At 69.3% G+C, this 22,037-nt stretch carries 18 protein-coding genes; 6 read left to right on the forward strand and 12 right to left on the reverse strand.

The genetic code is table 11. The features are described from left to right. Window positions 1–190: 190 nt before the first annotated feature. From DVK44_RS09015 to rplU, 6 genes are all read right to left on the reverse strand, one after another. A complete protein-coding gene (locus DVK44_RS09015; RefSeq protein WP_114659180.1) occupies window positions 191–1,429 on the reverse strand; it encodes a glycosyltransferase family 2 protein in 1,239 nt (412 codons plus the stop codon). A 174-nt stretch (window positions 1,430–1,603) separates the two neighbouring features. After that, window positions 1,604–3,688 (reverse strand): hypothetical protein, encoded by a 2,085-nt coding sequence (locus DVK44_RS09020; RefSeq protein ID WP_228447055.1) that lies wholly within the window; start codon window positions 3,686–3,688, stop codon window positions 1,604–1,606. A gap of 168 nt (window positions 3,689–3,856) precedes the next feature. Next, window positions 3,857–5,362 carry a bifunctional cytidylyltransferase/SDR family oxidoreductase gene (locus DVK44_RS09025; protein ID WP_114659182.1) on the reverse strand — a complete coding sequence of 502 codons (1,506 nt, stop codon included), beginning with the start codon at window positions 5,360–5,362 and terminating at the stop codon, window positions 3,857–3,859. A 331-nt stretch (window positions 5,363–5,693) separates the two neighbouring features. Continuing rightward, window positions 5,694–7,130: a GTPase ObgE gene (obgE, locus tag DVK44_RS09030; protein ID WP_114659183.1), complete on the reverse strand. Its 1,437-nt coding sequence runs from the start codon at window positions 7,128–7,130 to the stop codon at window positions 5,694–5,696. Window positions 7,131–7,278: 148 nt separating this feature from the next. After that, window positions 7,279–7,536, reverse strand: a complete 258-nt coding sequence (gene rpmA, locus DVK44_RS09035; protein WP_114659184.1) for a 50S ribosomal protein L27 — start codon at window positions 7,534–7,536, stop codon at window positions 7,279–7,281. 14 nt (window positions 7,537–7,550) lie between these two features. Beyond that, window positions 7,551–7,871 carry a 50S ribosomal protein L21 gene (gene rplU / locus DVK44_RS09040; protein ID WP_097869286.1) on the reverse strand — a complete coding sequence of 107 codons (321 nt, stop codon included), beginning with the start codon at window positions 7,869–7,871 and terminating at the stop codon, window positions 7,551–7,553. A 382-nt stretch (window positions 7,872–8,253) separates the two neighbouring features. On the opposite strand from rplU, the gene DVK44_RS09045 reads away from it, so the two are divergent. Beyond that, window positions 8,254–8,733 carry a hypothetical protein gene (locus tag DVK44_RS09045; protein ID WP_114659185.1) on the forward strand — a complete coding sequence of 160 codons (480 nt, stop codon included), beginning with the start codon at window positions 8,254–8,256 and terminating at the stop codon, window positions 8,731–8,733. Here the strand turns inward: DVK44_RS09045 and DVK44_RS09050 are convergent. Continuing rightward, window positions 8,664–9,689: a hypothetical protein gene (locus DVK44_RS09050; RefSeq protein WP_228447056.1), complete on the reverse strand. Its 1,026-nt coding sequence runs from the start codon at window positions 9,687–9,689 to the stop codon at window positions 8,664–8,666. The genes DVK44_RS09045 and DVK44_RS09050 overlap by 70 nt on opposite strands. Window positions 9,690–9,777: 88 nt before the next feature. Between DVK44_RS09050 and DVK44_RS09055 the strand changes: the two genes are divergently transcribed. From DVK44_RS09055 to DVK44_RS09075, 5 genes are all read left to right on the forward strand, one after another. Next, window positions 9,778–10,395, forward strand: a complete 618-nt coding sequence (locus DVK44_RS09055) for an acyltransferase (RefSeq protein WP_114659186.1) — start codon at window positions 9,778–9,780, stop codon at window positions 10,393–10,395. 224 nt (window positions 10,396–10,619) lie between these two features. Continuing rightward, window positions 10,620–11,072 carry a hypothetical protein gene (locus tag DVK44_RS09060; RefSeq protein ID WP_114659187.1) on the forward strand — a complete coding sequence of 151 codons (453 nt, stop codon included), beginning with the start codon at window positions 10,620–10,622 and terminating at the stop codon, window positions 11,070–11,072. Between the two features lie 13 nt (window positions 11,073–11,085). Beyond that, the gene (gene wecB, locus DVK44_RS09065) at window positions 11,086–12,189 is read left to right on the forward strand and encodes a non-hydrolyzing UDP-N-acetylglucosamine 2-epimerase (RefSeq protein ID WP_114659188.1); all 1,104 of its coding nucleotides are present in this window, start codon (window positions 11,086–11,088) and stop codon (window positions 12,187–12,189) included. A 131-nt stretch (window positions 12,190–12,320) separates the two neighbouring features. Next, window positions 12,321–13,649: a glycosyltransferase gene (locus tag DVK44_RS09070; protein WP_114665012.1), complete on the forward strand. Its 1,329-nt coding sequence runs from the start codon at window positions 12,321–12,323 to the stop codon at window positions 13,647–13,649. Continuing rightward, on the forward strand, window positions 13,646–15,787 hold the full coding sequence (locus tag DVK44_RS09075; protein WP_114659189.1) for a glycosyltransferase family protein: 2,142 nt from the start codon (window positions 13,646–13,648) through the stop codon (window positions 15,785–15,787). The genes DVK44_RS09070 and DVK44_RS09075 overlap by 4 nt, the downstream gene beginning before the upstream one ends. A gap of 83 nt (window positions 15,788–15,870) precedes the next feature. On the opposite strand, the gene galE is transcribed toward DVK44_RS09075, so the two are convergent. The 5 genes from galE to DVK44_RS09100 form a co-directional block, all read right to left on the reverse strand. Beyond that, on the reverse strand, window positions 15,871–16,848 hold the full coding sequence (gene galE / locus DVK44_RS09080) for a UDP-glucose 4-epimerase GalE (protein ID WP_114659190.1): 978 nt from the start codon (window positions 16,846–16,848) through the stop codon (window positions 15,871–15,873). A 75-nt stretch (window positions 16,849–16,923) separates the two neighbouring features. Continuing rightward, a complete protein-coding gene (locus tag DVK44_RS09085; RefSeq protein WP_114659191.1) occupies window positions 16,924–18,207 on the reverse strand; it encodes a nucleotide sugar dehydrogenase in 1,284 nt (427 codons plus the stop codon). Between the two features lie 5 nt (window positions 18,208–18,212). Further along, on the reverse strand, window positions 18,213–19,832 hold the full coding sequence (locus DVK44_RS09090) for a glycosyltransferase family 2 protein (protein ID WP_114659192.1): 1,620 nt from the start codon (window positions 19,830–19,832) through the stop codon (window positions 18,213–18,215). Then, window positions 19,829–20,857 (reverse strand): Gfo/Idh/MocA family protein, encoded by a 1,029-nt coding sequence (locus DVK44_RS09095; RefSeq protein ID WP_114659193.1) that lies wholly within the window; start codon window positions 20,855–20,857, stop codon window positions 19,829–19,831. Before DVK44_RS09095 ends, DVK44_RS09090 begins: the two co-directional genes overlap by 4 nt. Continuing rightward, window positions 20,854–21,972, reverse strand: coding sequence for a DegT/DnrJ/EryC1/StrS family aminotransferase (locus DVK44_RS09100; protein WP_114659194.1), 1,119 nt, complete (start codon window positions 21,970–21,972; stop codon window positions 20,854–20,856). Before DVK44_RS09100 ends, DVK44_RS09095 begins: the two co-directional genes overlap by 4 nt. Window positions 21,973–22,037 lie beyond the last annotated feature (65 nt).

The raw sequence follows: 22,037 nt of genomic DNA on the forward strand, positions 1-22,037 counted from the left end.
CGATGCTGTCCGGAAGCCGTCCGGACAGTCCGATTTTACCCACCATCTCCATTAACACCCGCTGTTGGCCGTCTTGGGTGGATGAACCGGGGGCGCACAGGAGTGCGCTCCGGCGCATTCGCGCACCATGCCACGCTCGACCGGCCCATCGGGCAGGCGAGTTGACGGATCCGGGCCACGCGGACGGGTGCTACGCGGCCCGGTGTCTCAGCAGGGCGACGTGCCGCGCCTGGCCGCGGAGGCCGCGTACAACTCTGCGCGGCAGCGAATTGCGCCGGCGTACGGCCTCGGGGGCCTCGATGCGCCGGAGGCCGGGCTTGCCCAGCCAGTCGGGGACGGTCACCCGGTACGACTCCTCCGGGAGCCCGGTCGACCGGTCGCCGAAGTGCGGGAGGACCAGGTACGGCGTGCGCGCGCGGCCCCGGTGCACGACCTCGGGCACGGTCTCCGCCTTGACGAAGGCCAGCATGTCGGCCAGCAGATCGAACCGCCCCAGGGCGACGCAGTCCAGCCGCAGCCGCTCGGTCACCTTGATCCGGGCGGCCACTCCGGGCGTCCAGTAGCGCGCCATCAGCGGGGCCGCCAGCGCCATTTTGTGCCGCTGGATCTTTTTCGGCTGCTTCAGGACACCGTGACCGAACTGCTGGATCAGTCCGACCGTGAAGGGTCTGACCATGAGGCGGTCACGCTTCGCGCCGGGCGGGACGAGTTCGGTGATGAGCGCCATCAGCGCGCTCACGGAATCGAATCGCAGCGTATAACTGCCACTCTTTGTCACATGTTTGCCGTCGTCCCGGCCGACGAGGTAATAACAGGTGTAGTCGGCGATCACCGAAACACCGTTTCCCCGGATGTACGCCTCCATGGTGAAGAGCGCGTCCTCGCCGGTCCGCAGCCCTTCGTCGAAGCGCAGATTCAGCCGTTCGACGAGTTCGCGCCGGAAGAGCTTCTGCGCGCTCAGCGTGTAAATCACCTGCGAGTCGTATATGTCGACGCGCGCGGTGGTACGGCGCCACATCGACCCGGGCGCCCCTCTGTTCACCCCCTCGACCTTTCCGAGCACCACATCGGTCCGGGCGCGGTCGGCCATCGCGACCATGCGCTCCAGGGATTCGTCGGCGAAGTAGTCGTCCGCGTCGAGGAAGAAGAGGTAACGGCCCCGGGCCAGGTCTATGCCGACATTGCGCGGTCCGCTGGGGCCGCCCGAGTTGGCCTGGTGTACCACCCTGGTCGGGATGGACGTCCGGGCCGCGAAGTCATCCAGATATTCCCCCGTGCCATCGGTCGAGCCGTCGTCTATGGCGACGATCTCGATACGGCCGGCACCCAGCGTCTGGGCTTCGACCGATTCCAGGCAGCGGATCAGGTAGGGCATAGCTTCATATGCCCCGACGATCACACTCACATCAGGAACAGACTTATCGTTCATCGAATATCAAGACAAGTTGAATCGAATATTGGTTGTCCAGTCACCCTCATTAATTCTGTGACGGCGGTCACATGGGGTCGCGGAGCACGGAAAAGGCCCGGTGGGACGCCATGAGACGTCCCGCCGGGCCTTCCCCCTACGGTCTTGGTCGGCCCGAGGGCCAAACCCGCGGCGCTACCCCCGTACGGGGGAATCCAGCCCGCTGACCCCACTGCCCCCACGCTCGCCGGCAGGCGTGGCGGCCTGCGCGGCCTCCGGCTCGGCGAGCCGCTGCTCGACGCCCGTGTTGCGCGCCTGCGCCCGGTCGGCCAGCGCCCGCGTCGCCGCGTTGAACTGCTCCATCGACGTCGGCTCGTCCGGCCCCAGCAGATACCGCTTCAGCTCGGTACGGTCGGCCGCCAGCCGGTCGGCGGCCGGGTCGGCCACGGCGGTGAGCAGCTCGTCCAGCTCCACCGCGCTGTTGGAGAGGATCACGGCGGCCCGTACGGCGGTGTTCTGCCGCTTGAACTCCTCCACGCCCAGCTCGGCGGAGTCGGTGACCGCGTACGGCTTGCCGCTCGCGATGAAGTCCGACACCACGCTGGAGATGTCGGAGACCATGGCGTCCGACTCGTTGAAGCAGTCGTACAGCTTCGGCTCGGGGCCCGTGACGACCTGGTGCTCCCAGTAGCCGAAGGTGCGCCAGAAGGTGGCGTTCCACTCGGCGTGCAGCCGCTTGGCGTCGTCGAGCCGGCCCTGGTCGACCAGCGAGACCCGTGAGCGCTCCGCCTCGTCGCCGCCCGAGCGGCTCGGCGCGTCCAGCTCCGCCAGCGCGGCCTCGATACGGGCCAGCTCGGCCCGTGCTGCGTTCTGCTCGGCACCGGCCGCCGCGGCGGCCTCGGCCCAGCGGGGCTCGGTGAGCCGGGCGGCGGTGGCCGCGCTCAGCAGGCTGGTGATCCGCCCGTGCACGGCCTTGGCCTTCGGGTCGCGGATCCCGGTGAAGGGGTGCGGCTTGTAGATCACCCGGACCGGCCGCTCGGCGGCGAGCAGCCGCTTGATGATGTTCTCGCCGGCCAGCAGCAGTGAGGTGTTGCCGGGGTTGTCGTCCCAGCCCTCCCAGGTCGGCGCGTACAGGACGGTGGGGATCGGGTTCTTCACGGCGCCGGTCCACGACTCGATGGGGGCCAGCTGCGGCCGTCCCACCTCGACGATGTCCTCGTCGCGCACCCCGACGTCGGCCAGCGCGTAGCGGTCGCGGCCCGCCCGGCCGGCGGTCCACACCTCGTCGTACGCCTTGCTGTACGGGTTGACGCTGGCGAGCTTGTCGCTGTCGCCGTGGCCGATGAAGACATGCTTCATGGTCGGGACGCGCAGCAGGTGGATGTTCTTGCCGACATTGGCCGCGTACAGCGCGACCCGGACCGTGGAGAGGTCCATGTTCATCAGATGGGTGCCGCCGGGCACACAGATCACCGGCACCGGGGTCGGGGCGAGCTGGGTGGCGATACCGCGCTCGCGGAGGACGATCAACGGCCGTCCGTCGATCTGCTCCATCGTCTCCAGCCACATGTTGACCTGGTACGCCGACTCCTTGGAGCCGGAGAAGTAGAGCACCACGGTGGGCCGGTACTCGCGCAGCCAGTTGTCGACGGCGGCCAGTACGGCGTCGGCGGCCGGGACGCGGCGGCGCCGGCGCAGATGCCACATCAGCGCGCCGACGTAGAGCAGGCCGAGACCGAGAGTGAGCCCCACTCCGACGTAGCCGTAGAGGTAGTCGCCGGTCCACGCGGCGACGACCAGGCCGGCCACCGCGGGCAGGTCGAGGTGGAGCATCTTCTCGCCGGCGCGGCGCAGCAGGACGCCGGGCGGGGCGTCGGGGATCCGGATGGCGCTCAGGTCGACGTTGCGGGTCGCGACCGGCATCGTGCGGCGCAGCCGGATCAGGGTCGCCAGCGCGCCGTGGCAGACCTGGAGGGCGTAGAAGACCAGGAAGCCGCCGAGCATGACGTAGAAGATGGCGCGGTCCGCGAGGTCGAGCCGGGCCACGAGCAGGATCAGCAGCAGCTGACGCACGAGGAAGCGGATCGACAGGCCGGCCCTGACCTTCTGGAGCCGGTTGACCAGATAACTGCCACGCATATGCAGAAAGCGGTCGGCCGCGTAGGTCGCGGCCGCGGCAACGGCGAAGAAGCCGAGATTCGGAATCAGCGCGGCGAGCAGAACGCACGGATATCCCAGCCCGAGCAGGGCCGCCGCGGCCAGCTCGGACCGGCTGCCCACGCGGGCCAGTCGAATGGCGGTCGAAATCACGAAGAACCTGCTCCAGAGGAGTGCCGGTTATTTCACATTTGACGAATATTGTGAAGGTGGGGCTTCACGCACTCGGGCCTCCGTGATACGCCGGAAGGCGATCACAGAGGCCCGAAATCATGCAAGTTGCGGAAATTATTACACATCTTCCTGGCGGTCGAGTACGGCGGCCAGGGCATGCTCGAAATCGGAAGCCTCGGAGGCCCCGCGCGTCGGGTCCTGCTGCCGTACGTCGATGACATGGCCGGTCAGCTCGGAGAGCAGTACGTCCAGGGAGGTCCTGGCGACGGCCTCGGAGGAGAGCAGCGAACCCTCGGGCTCCGCGCCGAACGCCTTTGTACGCATGGGGGTGGCGGTGCGCTCGGGGTTGACGCAATTGACGCGGATACCCTCGCCCGCCCATTCGTCCGAGAGCGCCTGGGTGAGATTCACCATGGCGGCCTTCGTGGACGAGTAGAGGCTGTACTCCGCGCGGCCCCGGGTGTAGCTGCTGGAGGTGTAGAGCAGCAGCTGGCCCTTGGTCTCCACCAGGTACTTGTACGAGGCGCGCGCGATCTGCACCGGTGCCAGGTAATTGACGTTCAGCGCTTCCTGAATGGTGGTGTTGTCGGTCTCGGCGAGCTTGCCGATGCGCAGCACACCGGCGGTGTTGATGACGTAGTCAATACGGCCGGTCTCGCCGTACGCGCGCGAGAGGGCGTCGTCGACATGCTCCGGGTTCTCCACATGCGTACCGGTGGTGGAGCGGCCCAGCGCGTAGACCTTCGCTCCGTACCCCTCGGCGAGCTGCGCGATATCGGCGCCGATGCCGTACGAACCGCCGAAGACCACCAGCGTCTTGTCGGCCAGCAGCTCGCGGTAGGCGTCCTCGGAGACCTGCTGGGGGGCGGCGGTGGAGGCCAGCTGGAAGAGCTTGTCGGCGATGAAGACATCGACCGGCTGGGTCACCTTCATGTTGTACTCGTCGCCCGCGACGACGTAGATCGGCACGTCCGGCAGGTACTTCAGCACCACGGAGCAGTCGTCCGTGGCCTGGAAGTTGGGGTCGCCGGCGGCCACCTCGTACGCCCTGCGGATGGTGGAGAGCTTGAACGCCTGCGGGGTCTGGCCGCGCCGCAGCCGGGACCGGTCGGGCACGTCGGTGATGAACTCGCCGTCGCCGCCGTGCGTACGGGTCACGATGATGGTGTCCGCGGACGGGATCGCCACGTCCACGGCCTGGTAGCGGCCGAGGGCGTCCACGCAGTCCGCGATGACGCGCCGCGACAGCAGCGGCCGTACGGCGTCGTGGAACAGCACGTTACGGTCCTCGCCCGGCGCGAGCCCCTCGCCGAGTGCCGCGATGGCCCGCTCGGTGGTCTCGTTCCGGGTGGCGCCGCCCTCGATGACGCGGGTGACCTTGGTCAGCCCCGCCTTGGCGACGATCTTCTCCACGTCCGGCACATAGCCCGGTGCCATCAGCACGATCACATCGTCGATCACATCGCTCTGTTCGAAGATCCACAGGGTGTGCTCGATGACGGACTTCCCCGCGATCTTCAGCAGCTGCTTCGGGATCGACAGGCCCACACGCTGACCGGTACCGCCCGCCAGGACGACGGCGGTGGTGCGGGGCTTCGCGGGCGGCGCGGAAGTTGCAGACACAGGACTGACCTACCTTGCGGGCTCAGAGGATGAAGCGATGGTCCCACCCGTGGCAATCCTCGTGCAAGGCGGACCACAGACGCCGGACACCGGCTCGCCACCCCCGGTTCACCTGCGACGACGGGTGCGCCCGTGGCACGGGAGCGGGGATGGTCAGTGAAGGACACCACATAAGTTTCACGTACGAGCACCGGGGCCCCCACATGAGTGACGACTCTGAGTAGCGCCGCACCCACTGAGTGCGACAACGGGCGGTCAGAACACCTGTCCTGACCGCCCGAGGCGCGACCGATCCCACCGGTGAGGGACGAGAGGACCGGCCGGAAGGAACCTAGAAGGGCCTGAAGTCGTCGTACTCCTTCTGCGCCTCGTCGCGCTCGGCGTCCCGGTCCCGGCGGCGCTGGGCCGCCGGACGCGGCTCTTCGAGACGGTGGTCCTCACCGCGCCGGCCGAGCATCTCCGCGCCCGCCATCATGGTCGGCTCCCAGTCGAAGACGACCGCGTTGTCCTCGGGGCCGATGGCCACGCCGTCGCCGGAGCGGGCGCCCGCCTTCATCAGCTTCTCCTCGACACCGAGCCGGCTGAGCCGGTCCGCGAGATAGCCGACGGCCTCGTCGTTGCTGAAGTCGGTCTGCCGGACCCAGCGTTCGGGCTTCTCGCCCCGTACGCGGTAGATGCCGTCCTCCTCCAGCGCCACGGTGAAGCCCGCGTCGTCGACGGCCTTCGGGCGGATAACGATCCGGGTCGCCTCCTCCTTCGGCTTCTCGGCGCGGGAGGTGGCGACGATCTCGGCGAGCGCGAACGTCAGTTCCTTGAGCCCGGTGTGGGCCACGGCGGAGACCTCCAGCACGCGGTAGCCGCGCGCCTCCAGGTCCGGCCGGATCATCTCGGCGAGATCCTTGCCGTCCGGGATGTCGATCTTGTTGAGGACGACGACGCGCGGCCGGTCGCCGAGCCCGCCGTACTGCGACAGCTCCTCCTCGATCACATCGAGGTCGGTGAGCGGGTCCCGGTCGGACTCCAGGGTCGCGGTGTCGAGGACGTGTACGAGGACGGAGCAGCGCTCGACATGGCGCAGGAACTCCAGCCCGAGCCCCCGGCCCTGGCTGGCGCCCGGGATCAGCCCGGGGACGTCCGCGATGGTGTAGACGGTCGAACCAGCGGTGACCACGCCCAGGTTGGGGACGAGCGTGGTGAACGGGTAGTCCGCGATCTTCGGCTTGGCCGCGGAGAGCACGGAGATCAGCGAGGACTTTCCGGCGCTCGGGTAGCCAACGAGGGCCACATCCGCGACGGTCTTCAGCTCCAGTACGACGTCCCCGCCGCCGCCCGGCTCCCCGAGCAGCGCGAAGCCGGGGGCCTTGCGGCGGGCGGAGGACAGCGCGGCGTTTCCGAGCCCGCCCCGGCCGCCGTCGGCGGCGACGTAGGTGGTGCCCTCCCCGACGAGGTCGGCGAGGACGTTGCCGTTCTTGTCGAGGACGACGGTCCCGTCCGGCACCGGCAGGATCAGGTCCGTACCGTCCTTGCCGGAACGGTTGCCGCCCTCGCCGGGCTTGCCGTTGGTGGCCTTGCGGTGCGGCGAGTGGTGGTAGTCGAGCAGCGTCGTGACCGACTGGTCGACGACGAGCGTGACATCCCCGCCCCGCCCGCCGTTCCCGCCGTCGGGACCGCCGAGCGGCTTGAACTTCTCACGGTGTACGGAGGCGCAGCCGTGGCCTCCGTTACCCGCGGCGACATGCAGCTCGACGCGGTCCACGAAGGTGGTCATGGGGGTTGCCTCCAGTACATACGGAAATGCGTAGCGTGAAACAAATGTCTTACGTAGAACAAACGAAGGGCGGACCCGCTTCCCGTCTCCGGGAAGTGAGGTCCGCCCTCGCGAAGAAAACCGCTCTACAGCAACCGCGTCGTAAGGACTAGGCGGCGACCGGAACGATGTTCACGACCTTGCGGCCACGGCTGGTGCCGAACTCCACCGCGCCCGCGTTCAGCGCGAACAGCGTGTCGTCGCCGCCACGGCCGACGCCGGTACCCGGGTGGAAGTGCGTGCCGCGCTGGCGGACCAGGATCTCACCGGCGTTGACGACCTGACCGCCGAAGCGCTTCACGCCGAGCCGCTGAGCATTGGAATCGCGCCCGTTCCGAGTGGACGATGCGCCCTTCTTATGTGCCATGTCTCCTCAGTCCCTTACTTCGCAGCCGCGGGGATACCGGTGACCTTGATCGCCGTGTACTGCTGGCGGTGACCCTGGCGACGGCGGTAGCCCGTCTTGTTCTTGTAGCGAAGGATGTCGATCTTCGCGCCCTTGTGGTGGTCCACGATCTCCGCCGTGACCTTGATGCCGTCCAGCACCCACGGGTCGCTGGTGACGGCGTCGCCGTCGACCACGAGCAGGGTCGAGAGCTCGACCGTGTCGCCAACCTTGGCGGTGGGAATCTTGTCAACCTCAACGATGTCGCCGACAGCAACCTTGTGCTGGCGACCACCGCTGCGCACGATGGCGTACACGCGGATCTCACTCTCGCTCGTAACGGAAACCCCTGATGCCAGCCGCTCACACGGCCCGGGGACCGTGAGAATCCGGATGAGGGACGAGCGGCCTCTTCCAACCGCGCCACGAAGGCGCCGGGAAGGTAGGTGCTCAGGGGTGGGCGCGCATACAAACACGCCGACGGTCAACACTACGGGCCACCCCCCACAGAATCAAACCGGGCCCGGGGGCCTCCAGCGAACACGACGCCCGGCCTCCCGGGGCCGCGTATCCGGCGGAGCGCTCCCACGGGAACGCCGGAGAGGCGGCGGCGGCCGGCCGGCCGGTCACTGACCGCCGATCAGGGACAGAACCACCGCCCCGGGCGACCGCGGACAGGGGACAGGGGACCGCGCAGTCATGCGTGAACTCGCCTCCGCGAATACCGTCAGCGACTGCGCCGCCTCGACCCTGTGCCTCTACTCGCAGACGAGCTTCAATCACACGGCGGCGAACAGCAAGATCACATCGAGGAGCACCAACTCCTGTTTCCTCGTCCATGGAGTCTTCAATGCGAACTTCACGACCCGCTCCTACGTCAACAACCTGTCCGTGACAGCGCATCTCTGGAGTTACGAGTCGACCGGCTGGACCAAGATCAAGAACTACCCTTCGGGCGGATTCAGTTCGGACATCGGCATCAACACCGGCCTTTATCCGACCAACGGCGTCATGTGCATGGGATCCGCGCACCCCTCGAACTTCCGACCTGTCGCTTCCGGCACCGGCGCGCCCCCGCATGTGCGGGGGCGCGCCGGCGGCAGGGAGGTTCAGCCCGCCGTGACCGCGAGTCCCCGGGTGGCCGCGACTCTGCCGAGCACCCAGCCCGCGTGGACCTGAAGGGGATTTCCGTCGACGTTCCTGATCTTCAGGGACAACCGCATTCTCGGGCAGTCCGACAGCTGAGCCTTCTCCAGATAAAGGGAGTTGGTAGCCGTCTGATGGTGTTTCGCGGTGGAAATGGACCAGGTGCTGACCGGGCCCTTGACAACCGATCCGCACGCGGTCCCGTCAGATTTCTGCGGCTGCGCCTCGATCCATGTCTCGACCTGAGTTCCCGTATAGGCGGACGTACCGCCGGAACAGATCGAGGAAGCGGGCTTGCATGTGGTCAGCTGGGCGTCCTGGACCACTGTCGTACGACCGGATCCGACCGGTGCGTAGGTCTGCCCGAGAGTCGTCAGGGTACTGCCCCGTGCGACGACCGCGGCACTGACATCAGGGAGTGTCCAGCGTGCCGCACCCCCGTACCGCGAGCGCACGATCTGTGCACCGGCCGGTATTTTCATGCCCACCGTCCGGCCGTCCTTGATGATGGTCGAATAACTCGTGACCGAAATTCTGCATTCGTATGTGTCCGTCGTGGGCGCCACGAACATCCATCGCAGTACGGGGGTGAGCGAAGTCTCCGCCGGAGGCACCAGATTCGTTGCCCAATAAGCGCCGGATTCCTGATCCGCGGGCAGCTCGGCACCGTTCGAGTACCGGCAGCGGATCGCGAAGGTATTGCCGATGTTGTCACCGGCCTTGAGCGGATCCACACTGCTGACCGTCAGGCCGGTCGCCCGGAGGTAGGACTTCTCGCCTTCCGTCGCGTCGAACATCACACTCGTGCCGGGTATGTCCTTGTATGTGTATGCGTTCGGATCGACCTGGTAGGCAAAATCGGACGAAGCGGCGTGAGCCTCCGTCGGCGCGCCGCCGAGCGCGCCTTGAGCCGCCAGCATCAGCACCGCCACCATCGCCGCCGGTCCGATACGCCATGACGTCATAGGAAATCCCCCCAGGATCAGCACATCAGGTTAACGAAAAGTAACACAGAGCGATCTTCGGAGGGGTGACCGTATCCTCGCTCCGCAAGCCCGCTTACGGAAGGCATGAAAAGTGACGTACAGGGTCCAGCCCACCGCCCAGGTCGACGCGACCGCCGTGATCGGCGACGGGAGCAGCGTCTGGGACCTCGCGCAGATCCGCGAGCACGCGACGCTCGGGGACGGGTGTGTGGTGGGGCGCGGGGCGTACGTCGGCACCGGTGTCCGGATCGGGGACAACGTCAAGATCCAGAACTACGCCCTGGTGTACGAGCCCGCCGAACTGGCCGACGGCGTGTTCATCGGCCCCTCCGTGGTCCTCACCAATGACCACAACCCCCGCTCCGTCGATCCCGAGGGCAAGCAGAAGCGCGGCGACGACTGGGAAGCGGTCGGGGTGAAGGTCGCCGAGGGGGCCTCGCTCGGCGCCAGGTCCGTCTGTGTGGCTCCCGTACGCGTCGGCCGCTGGGCCATGGTCGCCGCGGGCGCCGTGGTGACCAAGGACGTGCCGGACTTCGCCCTGGTCGTCGGGGTGCCCGCGCGCCGTATCGGCTGGGTGGGCCGGGCCGGAGTGCGGCTGGAGGAGCGCGACGGAGAGCCGGGCGTATGGGAGTGCCCGCGGACCGGCTCGCTGCACGACGAGAAGAACGGCGTGCTGACGGAGCGGGTTCTGACAGAGCGCGCGGGCTGAACAGCGCGCACGACGGGCCGGCAAAAAACATCGGTCGTCACGTACATCCCTCGGTCGCCGTGGAGCGTCTGTTCTGACGTCCGTGCACGCATACGTGCACGGACGCGACGGAACCCGAGAAGAACGGTGATCCCCTCCCGTGCCGACTGGACCGATGGCCGCACCCGCCGGGCGTACTCTCCTGCCCTCGATCAGTGAGGTCACCTGGTACGGGCGGAGCGGGGGTGACCTTCTTCTGCGTCCTCTCGGGCTTCGTCCTCGCCTGGACGTACGACGGCAGGCAGGTGCCGGCGAGGGTCTTCCACCGGCGGCGGTCCGCCCGGATCCGGCCGCTGCTCGTTGCCTCGGTCGTGGTCTCCGTGGCGGTGTGGACCGCGCTGGGCGCCTGGCACCTGTTCCACGAGATCGTGATCCGCTCGCTCCTGGGCGGCTTCGGAAAGCCCGAACCGGGCCTCGATACCGCCCTGTTGTGGCTCGTGACACTTCTCATAAGTCTCACAGTGGCGGCCATTGCCTACTATTACGTGGAACATCCACTCGAACGCCCGCTGCGCCGCGTCGGCCCCGCCGGGCCGCCGTGGTGTGGACACTCCGCAGCCGGTACACCGGCGCTGAAGAGCCGTCCAGAGCCGTTTTCCCCCTTCGCACGCCCCAGCCCGCCACCACCATGGCCTTGAAGAAGAGTGTTCGATGAAAGTCGTCAGCATCGTCGGTGCCCGCCCCCAGCTGGTGAAGCTCGCACCCGTCGCAGCAGCGTTCGCGGGCACCGAGCACCAGCACTTCATCGTGCACACGGGGCAGCATTACGACGCCGATCTCTCCGATGTCTTCTTCGACGGACTGGGCATTCCCGCACCCGACATCCACCTCGGCGTCGGCTCCGGCAGCCACGGCGTCCAGACCGGCGCGGTGCTCTCCGCGCTCGACGCGGTGTTCGAGGCGGAGCAGCCCGACTGGGTCCTCGTGTACGGCGACACCAACTCCACCGTCGCGGGAGCCCTGTCCGCGGTGAAGATGCATCTGCCGGTGGCGCATCTGGAGGCCGGGCTGCGCTCCTTCAACCGGCGCATGCCCGAGGAGCACAACCGCGTCCTCACCGATCACTGCGCCGATCTGCTGCTCGCCCCCACCGAGGAGGCCATGGGCCATCTCGCCAACGAGGGCCTGGCCGGCCGCGCCCGGCTGGCCGGGGATGTCATGGTCGACATCTGTCTGCGGATCCGGGACGCCGTACGGGCCGGGGAGCACGCCGCGCCCGTACTGCCCGAGGGAATCGACCCGTCGCGGCCGTTCCTGCTCGCGACGCTGCACCGGCCGGACAACACCGACGACCCCGCGCGCCTCGCCGCGCTCGTCGACTCGCTCGCACGGCTTCCCCTGCCGGTGGCGCTGCCGGCCCATCCGCGGCTGGTCGCGCGGGCCGAGGAGTACGGGATCAGCCTCACCCGCGGTTCCCTCCACGCCGGCCGTCCGCTGCCCTACGCGGGACTCGTCGCGGCCGTGCTCGCTTCCTCCGGCGTGATCACCGACTCGGGCGGTCTCCAGAAGGAGGCGTTCCTGCTGGAGCGGATCTGTACCACGGTGCGACCCGAGACCGAGTGGGTCGAAACAGTCAGAACCGGGTGGAACGCCCTGGTCGCCGATCCGCACCTGCTCTCCGACGAGAAGTGGGCCGCCACGGTGACGCGGAGCACCCCGGCCGGAGATGCCGGAACCCCGTACGGCGACGGACGCGCCGCGCACAATGTTGTCAAGCTCATGGAAGAGTGGAAGAGAGGTAGCCGGCTCGTGTGACACCGGAAGCGGACCTCGGAGTTCCCCATCGGGTTCCGCGCTGTCCGCTTCCCGTCCGTCACCGTGCCAGCACATCCGTTATGTCAGCGATCCCCAGGTCCGGGCCGCCCGCGAAAGCGGCGCGTCCTCATCTGATCTATCTCGCCATTGGTTTTCCGCCGGCCGCCAAGAGCTGCGCCTACCGGATGCGCGAGACGGCGAACCAGTTCATCAACACGGGCTGGGACGTCACCGTCGTCACGATCGCCCAGGAGTCCTGGGAGCGGGATTCCGGCATCGACCTCACCCTGCTCGACCAGGTCGACCCCCGGGTCAAGATCGTCGAACTGCCGCTGGCCCGGGAGGATCTGGAGACGAACATCCGTCTCTACTCCGAGGAACGGGCCATCAGCCCCACGGGCTGGGTCGCCAAGCTGCGCGAGCGGCAGACCGAGTCGTTCCCCGAGGCCAACTTCGGTGCGTGGCGCGGTGATCTGGAGCAGGCCGTCCTCGGCGTCCACGCGGCGCACCCCGCCGATCTGCTGCTGGCCAGCTGCGTTCCGTATGTCAATCTGGCGGCCGCCTGGAAGCTCTGGGAAGAGGCCCGGGTGCCGTACTCGGTGGACTTCCGCGACGGCTGGTCCATCGATGTCATCGACGGTGTCGAGGCGTTCTCCCGCGATTCCGAGGAAGCGCGCTGGGAGAAAAAGATCCTGGAGAACGCCCTGTCGCTGTGGGTCGTCAACGACCCCATCGCCGGGCATTACCGGACGCGCTACCCGGACCTCGCCGACCGCGTCCATGTCGTACGGAACGGCTATGACGCCGACAGCTCTCCCGGCCGGTCGCACACGCCCGACCCCGAGGCGGGGCTCGTCTTCGGCTATCTCGGTACGGTCAACTTCACGACGCAGCATCTGACGACCGTCCTGAACGCCTGGAAGGCCGCCCGCGAGCGGGAGCCGCTGCTGGCCAACGCGCGCTTCGAGGTACGCGGCCACATCGGCAACGGCGCCGGCCGCGAGGCCAACCGGCACACGGAAATCCTCAAGCAGGCCGAGGCCGACGGCGTCTCCTTCGGCGGTCCCGCCGCGAAGGCCGAGGTCGCCTCGCTCTACGCCGGCTGGGACGCGATGGTGCTGATTCTCATCGGCGGCCGGTATGTGACCTCCGGCAAGGTGTACGAGTACATGGCCACCGGTCTGCCGATCGTCTCCGCCCATCTCGTGGAGCACGACGCCTCCAACGTACTGGCGGGGCACCCGCTCTGGACGGGGGCCGTGGGGCTCGACGAGGAGCGGCTGACCGGGGCGTTCGTCGAGGCCGCGCGCCTGGCCGTCGAGACGGACGACGCCATGCACGCCGAAGCGATGTCACACGCCGACCAGTTCACCCGCGAGGCCCTCATGACGGTCGCCGTGCGGGACCTGGTCGCCACTTTCACCACGCGGTACGCGACCGCGGAAGGAACCACGCCGTGACCGTTGTCCTGATTGTCGCCGCGACCCGGCCCCAGCTCGCCGTACTCGCCGATTCGGTCCGCACGTTCCATGAGCTGGGTGCCCAGGTGCACCTGGCGGGCACCTTCCATCTGGCACCGGTGTCCAAGGAACTCACCGCGGCGGAGCTGGACGGGGTACGGCAGCTGCCGCGGTCGGTGCGCGGCAGCTCGGCGCTGCGCCGCAAGGCCGCCGAATCGCCCACCGGAATGCGGGTGTGGCTCCAGGCGACGGGCGACAACTGGCTGCGTGCGCAGGCCCGCAAGGCGGATGTCCTGGTGGCGCTCGACTCCAAAGCGGTCTACACCGTGTGGCGGCTGGCGCAGCACAACCGCGGCGCCGAGGCGCTGTACGGCATCACTCCGGCGCTGCGGGCCGTGGAGGCCCTGCGGGACCGGGGCGACGCGGCCCCGCGCCGCGGTATGCGTGACAGCCTGCCGTCGGCGGCGGTCGTGGCCCGCGACGTACGGCGTTCCGTGTCCGGTCTGCCCGCCGTGGTGATGCGGACCGCCACCGCGCGGCCCGTGATGCGCTCCGCCGTCGGCGCCAGGCTGTGGCGCGGCGCCGTGACCGCGCCGGGCGTGCCCGCCCGGCTGCGGGTCTCGGCCTCCCGTTACGTCGCGGAGGGCATGGAGTCCGCCGGCCGGACCAGCGGCGCGGCGATCGCGCTGGCCGCGGCGGCCTCCAAGGTCGGGGACCTGGGGATCCGGGCGTCACTGCTGGACGAGTCGGTGATGAAGGAGATCTCGAACGGCCTTGTGCCGGGAAAGCTTCCTCAGGCGGTCGCCGCGCAACTCGCCCACGCCGATGACCGGTTCACCCGCGGCGACTTCCCGGAGGCGGCCACCGCCCTGAACCGGGCGCTGACCCTGAACTTCCACCGCGTGGTCCATATCGACCAGCTGTCCTCGCCGCTGGCGCGGAAGGCCGGCGCGTACGTGGAGCCGCTCTACGCCTCGAAGGTCATGCGGGCTCTCGGCGCGCCCCGGGGCCGCCGGACCCCGCACGCGCCGGCGCCCACCGGCCGGCCGCTGCGGCTGCTCGTGACCACGAGCGGCAACGCCAACTTCCTCCACCACATCCTGTCCCACTTCGGGGACCATCCGGGGGTCGAGCTGCGCTTCCTCGACCTGGCCGCGCAGAAGTCGCTGATGCGGATCTCGTGGGCGGGCCGGCGGATTCTGGAGGACCGGCTCGCCGGGGACGCGACCGACTACCAGGAAGAGGTCGAGCGGCTGATCCGTCCGTATCTGGACTGGGCGGACACCGTCTTCCTGGACTGGGCGGTGGGGCCCGCGTCGATGCTCACGACCATCGATCCCGGCGACACCCGGATCGTCGTACGGCTGCACAGTTACGAGGCGTTCACCCGGTGGCCCCACTCCACGGACTTCTCGCGGATCGACGACCTGGTGTTCGTCGCGCCGCACGTCCGGGATCTGGTGGCCTCCCTGGTGCCGCAGCTCCGCGGTGAGCACGCGCCCCGCACGCATGTCATCGACAACGCGATGGAACTCGCGGGTTTCGCCCGCCCGAAGCCGGCCGAGGCACGCTTCCGCCTGGGGCTGATCGGTATCGGGCAGGTCGCCAAGGATCCGCTGTGGGCCATCGAGGTGCTGCGTCTTCTGCGGAAGGAGGACGACCGCTACCGGCTGTCGCTGGTGGGCGGTGACATGAGTGCCAAGACGAGCCACGCCACCCGTGATTACCTCCAGCGCTTCGAGAAGAAACTCGCGCCGCTGGTGAAGTCGGGCGCCGTGGAGCGTCTCGGCGCGACCGACGACGTGGCGTCCGCGCTGACCGGCATCGGCACGATCCTCAGCTCCTCGGTGCGCGAGGGCTGCCACGTGGGTCTGATGGAGGGCGCGGCGAGCGGCGCGCTCCCCGTCGCCCGCGACTGGCCCTTCTACGCGGGCCGTCCGAACAGCGCCCGCACGCTCTACCCGGAGGGCTGGGTCGTGGAGACCCCGGAGGAGGCCGCCGAGCGGATCCGCCGTCACACCGGCACCGAGGAAGCCTGGCGGAAGGCGGGCGCCGCGGCCTCCGCCCACGCGCTGACGGCGTGGGACTGGCCCGTGGTGCGGACCCACTTCGAGAGGCTGTTCCTCGGTACGGAGTGACCGGCCGACGCGGTGAGGGTGGTCCCCCGGATCCTTCCGGAGGACCACCCCGGGCACGGTCGGCCGCCCGTGGCCGCGAACGCTCAGGCCCGCGAACGCTGACGCGGACGCCGGGCCGCCCAGGCCGAGGCCACCATCGCGCGCACATCGTGGCGCGCCTCCCACCCCAGTTCCGTACGGATACGGTCGACCGACGCCACGACCCGCGCCGGGTCGCCCGGACGCCGCGCCACCACGCGCGGCCGCAGATCGGCGTCCCCGGTGACGCGCTGGACGATCCCGATCATCTCGGCGACCGAAACGCCCTCGCCACGCCCGATGTTGAGGACCAGGGACGCCGTCCGGTCCGCGGTGAGCCGTCGCGCGGCCGCGACATGGGCGGACGCGATGTCCTCGACGTGAATGTAGTCGCGGACGCAGGTGCCGTCGGGAGTCGGGTAGTCGGCGCCGAAGACGAGCGGGGGCGTACCGGCCTCGACGCGGTCGAAGACCATGGGCACGAGATTGGTCGCCCCGTCGTCGCCGAGTTCGGGCGTGGCGGCTCCGGCGACGTTGAAGTAGCGGAGCGAGGCCGTCGCCATACCGTGCGCGGCGCCCGCCGCCGTGACCAGCCACTCCCCCGCCAGCTTGGTCTCGCCGTACGGGCTGATGGGCAGGCAGGGCGTCCGTTCCGTGACGAGGGGGACATCGGGCATGCCGTAGACCGCCGCCGACGAGGAGAAGAGGAACCTGCTCACGCCGGTCCCGGCCGCCGCGTCGAGCAGCACCCGCAGCCCCTCGACGTTCTCCCGGTAGTAGTGCAGCGGCTTCTCGATGGACTCCGCGACCTGTTTCTTCCCCGCGATGTGCACCACACCGGTGACGGCATGGGCGCGCAGCACCTCCGCGACACGGGGGTGGTCGAGGACGGTGCCGGTCTCCAGGGGGACCCCGGCGGGCAGCCTCTCCGCCCGGCCGGTGCTCAGATCGTCGAGCACCACGACACGCTCTCCCGCGTCGGTCATCGCCTTCACCACATGCGCGCCGATGTATCCGGCGCCGCCGGTGACCAGCCAGGTCATAGCAGTTTCCTCCGTGCGGCGGCCCCGCCCACCGACCGGCGGGCGGGGCCGACACTTGCTCGTACGGTCCGGGACTCAGCCGCCGATGACGACGCGCCGTACGCCCTTCCAGGCGTCCGGGTCCGTGGTGCGGCGCCCGTCGACCAGGACGGTGACGTCCGGCAGGTCGGCCGGGGTCAGCTCGCGGTACTCGGCGTGGTCGGCCTGGAGGATCGCCGCGGTGACCTTCTCACCCGCGTGGGGCGTGAGGCCGTGCGCGGTCAGTTCCTCCGCCGTGTACATCGGGTCCGAGACATACGCGACGGCGCCGCGCGCCGTGAGCGCCTCGACGGTCGGGAAGACCCCGGAGAACGCGGTCTCCTTGACGCCCCCGCGGTAGGCGGCCCCCAGCACCAGGACACCCACACCGGTCAGATCGCCGTACGCGGCGGCCAGCAGGTCGACGGCGTACTCCGGCATCGCCGCGTTGGCCTCGCGCGCCGACCGTACGACCGTGGCCGACGGGTCGTTCCACAGATACATCCGCGGATAGATCGGGATGCAGTGGCCGCCGACCGCGATGCCGGGCTGGTGGATATGGCTGTACGGCTGGCTGTTGCAGGCTTCGATGACCTTTTTGACGTCGATGCCGCTCTGATCGGCGAAGCGCGCGAACTGGTTCGCCAGCCCGATGTTGACGTCCCGGTACGTGGTCTCGGCGAGCTTGGCCAGCTCGGAAGCCTCCGCCGTGCCGAGGTCCCAGACACCGTTCGGCCGGGGCAGGTCCTCGCGCGCGTCGAAGTCGAGCACCGACTCGTAGAAGGTGACACCGTGGCGCGCCGACGCCTCGTCGATGCCGCCGACCAGCTTCGGGTAGCGGCGCAGATCCGCGAAGACCCGGCCGGTCAGCACCCGTTCCGGGGAGAAGACCAGATGGAAGTCCTCACCGGCGGTGAGACCCGAACCGGCCTGGAGCATCGGCGCCCAGCGCGTACGGGTGGTGCCGACCGGCAGGGTGGTCTCGTACGAGACGAGCGTGCCCGGGCGCAGCCCCTTGGCTATCGCCTCGGTGGCCGAGTCCATCCAGCCGAAGTCCGGCACCCCCTCGGCGTCCACGAAGAGCGGGACGACGACCACGACGGCGTCGGACTGCGCGACCGCGGCCGTGGTGTCCGTCGTCGCGGAGAGCAGCCCCTCGCCGACGGCCCGCTTGAGCTTGACGTCGAGATCGTGCTCGCCGGGGAAGGGCTCGACGCCGGAGTTGACCAGCTCGACGACCTTCTCGTTGACGTCCGCGCCGATCACCCGGTGGCCCTTGGCCGCGAACTGCACCGCGAGCGGCAGACCGATCTTGCCGAGCGCGACTACACAGATATTCATCGGATTCACTTCCTCTTCAGCCGGGGCAGCAGCCTGCGCAGCCGCGCGACGGGACCGGTCCGGGGCTCCCACACGGGGGCCGTGGTGATCACCAGCCGTCCCTTCGAGTTCACTTGGGCGGCGACACGGTGGGGGACGCTCGTGCCCCAACGGCGCGCCTGCACCCCGGGCAGACCGTCGGCCCGGACGGGTATCTCGTACGTGGCGCCCGCGACGTCGGCATAGACGCGCACCCCGCGTTTGGCCGTGCCCGGCTCGACGGGGATCCGGGCGGTCACGATCGTGCCGGACCCGCCGGGCGCTTCCTCGTAACTGAACCGGCCTACGGGCGCGGGCAGTTGATGGCCGGCGGGCAGACGGCGCGCGCCCAGTTTGTCGGCGGTGTCGGGCATCGCGCTCCGGGCCAGCCGTACCACCGCCGAGGAGGTGTCACCGACGATCCCGACCCGTACCCTGACCACGGACGTCATCGTGTCGGAGGTCTGCTCCCAGCCGACGGACACCAGCTCGGTGCCGGCGGATATCCGGCCCGTCACGGTCTCTCCCAGCAGCTCGAAGCCGCGGTCGGGCACGGCGACGCCCGGGTCGCGCAGCCCCGGGTAGCGGGCGTAGGCGTGGCCCTTCTCCAGCAGGAAGGGCGGCGCGCCGTGCTCGGCCTCGTCCGTGATGGCCCTGAGCAGCTCGTCGACGGAGCCGCTCCGTGCCAGCAGGAGCCGCGCGCGGCGCTTGACGCCCAGCGAGTCCCGCAGGGCGTCCGACAGATAGGTGTCCACGAGCCGGCCGACACCGTCGCACACGGTGCGCCGGGTGACGGGGTCGAGGAGAGCGAGGTCCGCGCGGAGCAGCTTGCTGAGTTCCCAGGTGAAGTGGCGCTTGAAGACCGCGTCACGCTGCGGGCCGGGCTCTATCAGCCCGGCGGTGTGCTCCATGATCCTGGCGGTGCAGCGCAGCCGGGCCAGCTGGTCGGCCCGGTAGGTGATGTTGCCCGCGTCTCCGCGCTTCACCGCGTAGTAGTACGTGTAGTCCCCGAGCACCGAGATCTTCCGGCCCCGGACGCACGCCTCGATGGTGAAGGGCTGGTCGCTGCCGACCGGCATGTCCTCGGGGAAGCGCAGTCCGTGCTTCTCGACGAGTTCGCGGCGGAAGAGCTTGGTGTTGGCCAGCGCGAACGGCAGTTCCTTGCCGTACAGGCTGACGTCCGGGTCGTTCTTCCGGTACAGCGTCTGCCGGACGTAGCGCCCGTTGGTGCCGACCATCTTGCCGATGACCACGTCGGACTCGTGCTCGTCCGCGTAGGCGACCATCCGGGCCAGGGCCTCGTCGCCGAGGTAGTCGTCGGATCCGATGAAGTAGACGTATCGCCCCGTGGCGATATCCAGCGCCCGGTTGCTCGGCGCGGCGGGACCACCGGAGTTCTCCTGGTGGATGACCTTGACCGTGTCCGGGTACAGCTCGGCGAACCGTTCGAGTTCCGCACCGCTGCTGTCCGTGGAACCGTCATTGACCGCGACGATTTCGAGCCGGTCCAGGCCGATCGTCTGCCCGATGAGGGAGTTCAGACATTCGGTGAGGTACGGCATGGTGTTGTAGACGGCGACGACGACGCTGACGTCGGGCTGGGTCAACTGGCCACTTCCTGAAGGGAGATGCTGTCGATGGAGACATTCACCGTACGGCCCGTGGCCGCCGATTCCAGTACCGATGCCGCGACCTCCACCGTCCGCAGCCCCTGTCGCAGGGTGCAGATGTCGCTCGGCGCGCCCAGGACCGCGTCGCGGAACAGTTCGTGTTCGACGAGGAGGGGCTCGCGCTTGGGGATCGCGTAGCGGATCATGTCGCCCTCGGCGACGCCGCGGAAGGCGCGCAGGGCCTCCCACTCGGTGGTGACGGCCGCGTTCGAGTGGAACGTGAGGTCGGCGGTGAGGGTGTCGGCGATGAAGCAGCCGCGCTCGCCGGTGACCGAGGTGAAGCGTTCCTTGAGCGGGCTCAGCCAGTTGACCAGGTGGTTGACCATGGTGCCGTCGGTCAGGCGGCCCACGGCGGAGACCATGTCCTCGTGCGAGCGGCCGCTCTTGGACACCGTGTGGGCGGAGATCGAGGTGTAGTCCCGGCCCGTCACCCAGCCGGTCAGATCGATGTCGTGGGTGGCCAGGTCCTTGACCACGCCGACATCGGCGATGCGGTGCGGGAAGGGGCCCTGGCGGCGGGTGACGACCTGGTAGACGTCGCCCAGTTCGCCGGCCTCCAGCCGGGCGCGCAGGCTGAGCAGGGCCGGGTTGCAGCGTTCGATGTGGCCGACGCCGGCCACCAGGCCGCGGGACTCGAACGCCTCGACCAGCCGGCGCGCGCCCTCGACCGTGTCGGCGAGGGGCTTCTCCAGGAGAGCGGGGACACCGGCCCCGGCCAGCTGGAGGCCGACCTGCTCGTGCAGGGCGGTGGGGCAGGCGACGACCGCGTAGTCGACGCCGGCTTCCAGCAGTTCTTCGACGGTCGACAGCACGGGGACCCCCTGCGCGGCGCCGTGCTTGTCCCCCATGGGGTCGACGACCCCGACGAGCTGGACGCCCTCAAGACCGGCCAGTACCCGGGCGTGATGACGTCCCATCGAACCGAGCCCGATCAGCCCGGCCCTCAGCCCCCCGCTGCTCACAGTTTCTCTCCCAGGATGTTGACGGCGGTGACGACGCGCTCCAGGTCCTCCGCGGTGAGCGCGGGGTGCACGGGCAGCGAGACGACCTCGGCCGCCGCGCGCTCCGTCTCCGGCAGGTCCCAGACGCGGCCGGCCTTCTGGTCCGGCTCCCAGTACGGCTTCAGCCGGTGGATCGGCGTCGGGTAGTAGACGGCGTTGCCGATGCCCGCCTCCGAGAGCCGCGCCATCGCCGCGTCGCGGTCCCCCCGGATCCGGACGGTGTACTGGTGGTAGACGTGCCGGACGCCCTCGGCGACCGGGGGTGTGACCACGTTCGGCGCGGTGATGTGCGTGTCGAGGTACGCGGCGTTGGCCCGGCGCCGCTCGGTCCATCCGCCGAGCTTCGCCAGCTGGACGCGGCCCACGGCGGCGGAGACATCGGTCATCCGCATGTTGGCGCCGACGATCTCGTTGGCGTACCGCTGCTCCATGCCCTGGTTGCGCAGCAGCCGCAGGGTACGGGCGACCTCGGCGTCGCCGGTGGTCACCATGCCGCCCTCCAGGGCGTGCATGTTCTTCGTCGGGTAGAAGCTGAACGTTCCGCCGGAGCCGAAGGCGCCGACGGGCGTGCCGTTGAGGGCCGCGGCGTGTGCCTGGCAGGCGTCCTCGACCAGGGCGAGTCCGTGCTTTGCGGCGAGGGGCGTCAGCCGGTCCATCGCGGCGGGGTGACCGTACAGGTGCACGGGCATGATCGCGGCGGTACGGGGGGTGATCGCGGCCTCGGCGGCGGCCGGGTCCAGACAGAAGCTGCCGGGCTCGATGTCGGCGAAGACGACGTCGGCGCCGACCAGCCGGACGGCGTTCGCCGAGGCGGCGAACGAGAACGACGGCACGATCACCTCGTCGCCGGGACCGATGCCCAGCGCGAGAAGCAGCAGGTGGAGCGCCGAGGTGCCGGAGTTGACGGCCACACAGTGGGCGCCTTCCACCAGCTCAGAGAAGCCCGCCTCGAAGGCGGCCACTTCGGGGCCCTGTACGACGCGGCCGGTACGCATGACGCGTACGGCGGCCTCGATCTCCTCTTCACCGATGACCGGGCTGGCGGCCGGGATGGGCCGCGCGTCACTGCTCGGCATGGACGTCCTCCTTGTACCCCGCGAGAGATCTCCGGAACAGAGGTCTGGAGCGCGGCGGACATCGG

It is taken from the genome of Streptomyces paludis (assembly GCF_003344965.1).
Lineage (GTDB): Bacteria > Actinomycetota > Actinomycetes > Streptomycetales > Streptomycetaceae > Streptomyces > Streptomyces paludis.